The organism is Elstera cyanobacteriorum, assembly GCF_002251735.1.
Taxonomy (GTDB): Bacteria; Pseudomonadota; Alphaproteobacteria; order Elsterales; family Elsteraceae; genus Elstera; species Elstera cyanobacteriorum.
The window spans coordinates 1-2,577 of the sequence record NZ_NOXS01000001.1 but is presented as its reverse complement, the minus strand read 5'-3'; the positions used below and the strand labels follow the sequence as shown (position 1 = coordinate 2,577).

Annotated in this window: 1 protein-coding gene; it reads right to left on the bottom strand. The window is 52.3% G+C overall.

What is annotated here, in order from left to right:
- The coding region (locus CHR90_RS00005; RefSeq protein ID WP_141210818.1) for a PD-(D/E)XK nuclease family protein at nucleotides 1–2,092 on the bottom strand (2,092 nt) is incomplete at its 3' end.
- Nucleotides 2,093–2,577 lie beyond the last annotated feature (485 nt).

The window sequence follows — 2,577 nt, the reverse complement described above, 5'->3', positions numbered from 1 at the left end:
GAATCACGTCACCAACCCCGACGCGAGGGGTTTTTCGAGGTGTCCAGCTGTCAAAAGGAAGATCCTTATCATCTTCGTCAAACAGGACAGCACGCACCTTGCTCGCCAGGTTGAGCGCCGAGAAGGCCGCCTCTGGAATTCCATTCGCCGAGCGCGGCAAGAAGTCTGGGTCCAAACTAACTTCCATACGCCGAGATTTTTGGGGTTCCGGCATCCACTTGAGGCTATGCACAATGATGCCCTTGCCGCGCGCAACAAGCCGAGCCGGTGAGACAGAATGTCTGGCGATCCAGGAGCGCCGCGCTTGCTCGTTTGCCCCTTTAATATACTCAAGGGCAGCGTTCACGGCTAGATTCTTCGAACGAGAAACAGGCAGCCGCCAAATATTGGCTTTAAGTATCTCTATGTCTCGATCCTGAATATCATCACGAATATTTTGGTAAGCTTTCTTGAGAAAACCTAAGCTCCCAAGCCAAGCATTCGCGACGAGTGCCGGTTCAAGGGTTCCCTCTGCCATAGCTCGAACTACACGTTCTGGAACGCTCTGGGGCAACCAAGGAAGCTCATTTATAGCTTTTCTAAGGCTTCCGGTGTCATTGATAGAGCCAACAGCGTCACTAATAAAATCGCCAAGATGGTCTCCGAGCTTTAGCCACTCTTCGGCAGGATCAGCGTCAGGCGCGTTGGGCCATTTAAGCAGCCCGAGCGTAAGCAGGCTATTGCCGATGCTGCCCCGCGTGCAGTGCAACTCGATTTCTTCCATCATTCCAGTGAACCGCCGCTCCCCCTTTTGGTCGCGCTCAGTCAGCGTGCTGGCGAAGGACATTAATTCGTCTGCGCCGGAGGAATGATGAGCGCAGCGATCTACTAGCGCTGAGATTTCCTCATGTCTCCAGACATAAAAATAAACGCGCCCCTCACCATCGGCCACAAAGCTGTCAATCGTCGCAAGCAAGCGAGAGATGAATGCCTCTAATCCGTGTTTTTCGTTCTCGCGCGACAGGATTGAAAGATAAGGAGCGCCGCTACTCTCTTGTTCGCCCCCAGGGTTAAACGCGGCCCAGGAGAAACCTGCCAATTTCAGATAGGCGCTTCGCGGATGATTCTGCGCAATGATGAAGATTTCGAGCAGGCGGGTCTTGCCGATCTTCGGCAAACGACGGTAACCGTAACTGCGCACCTGATGCAGGCCACCATTTCGAAGAACAGCAGACCGAGCCGATCTCAGATCCTGAATCTCGCTGAGGCTTCGCCTGAGGCCGAGGTGCACTGCTTCGGAGTGTTTGCTTTTTTCAAGGTCGCATTCAGCCGCAACCTTTACTTCCCGGAGCGCTTGTTGTTCTCCGATAGTCAGACCGAGAACAGCCCAGTCATTACGGCGTATAGCTTCGTCCAGACATTGGCGAGCATGATTACAGAATCCGCAACTTGGATAAAACTGTATAACAGGTAATTTTTTATCTTCATTCTCGGCGTATACTTCGAAGAAGCGTTTGATAATTAGTCGAGCATCCTGCAATGCAATCTGTAGAATGTTATCGTCGATATCAGGCACTTGCTGAAAAGCATCGGGGTCAAGCTTGTCAGTTGCGGGATTTCGCCGAATGACCTTGGCGAAGACCTTTGCCTGATCTCCAAGTTTATTTCGTAGCAGATGGACGTAGAGGGCGACCTGAAGCAAGAACTCTTCTCGCTGATTCACTGCCGTCTTGATTTCCACTACTGTATAACGAAGGCTAGCATCCGCCCGGCGCTCGATAACGACGAAATCGGCCGCTCCTTTTAGGAAGACGCGCCCACCCTGGAGGTCATCCAGTTCGCCTGCCAGTTCGACCTGCTTCGCGATGCCCGGAAACCCCGGCATAGCATTCTCTGCCGCCTCCTCAAGCGAGACTGGATTATTACTGAACAGATCTTGGAACATCCGCTCGGTCTCGGTACCGAGCTCGCTCGCCCACCCCGTATCATCCCTTTGATCATCGCTATGAGAAGATTGACCGAGCGCACTGTGCAGTAGATAGCTGTCGCATGCCCCAAGAGACGTGTAGTGGCTCAGGCTAGTGACGTAGAAAATAGGGGTGGCTTTGCTCACGCGTACATCTCCTGGCTTTTTAACATACCATTGCGACTCGCAGTTCCAGCAAAAAATATCGCTAAATGTCATAAAAATTGTTTAATTTTAACAATTTCCTACTAAACAGCGTGTCGGTGCGTCGTGCATCTCGCACGCTGCCCAACTATTAAAAATTCTGCGCAATGGGGAGTATCAAAAATAAATGCGGACAGGGTCGACTTGTAAGTAATCGCTCAGCTGGGTCAGTGTGGCATTAGATTTGGTCGATCTTTAGGTTGGCGACGCGTTTGGCGCTGCTGTTTTTCGGATTCTCCTATGTCTACCCCAATGAGGCTCCAGATGATCGAGGCCGTTTTGGAGCCGATCGAAGGCGCGCTAGCGTCCATTCGGCGTCGCTGGTCGGACGACTTTAAACGTAAGCGCTGTCCCGGCCCCACCTATCCCACTTCCGCGTTCCATGCGAGGGACGCTGCCTCTGAGTTTGATGGGAGGTTGGTATGGGA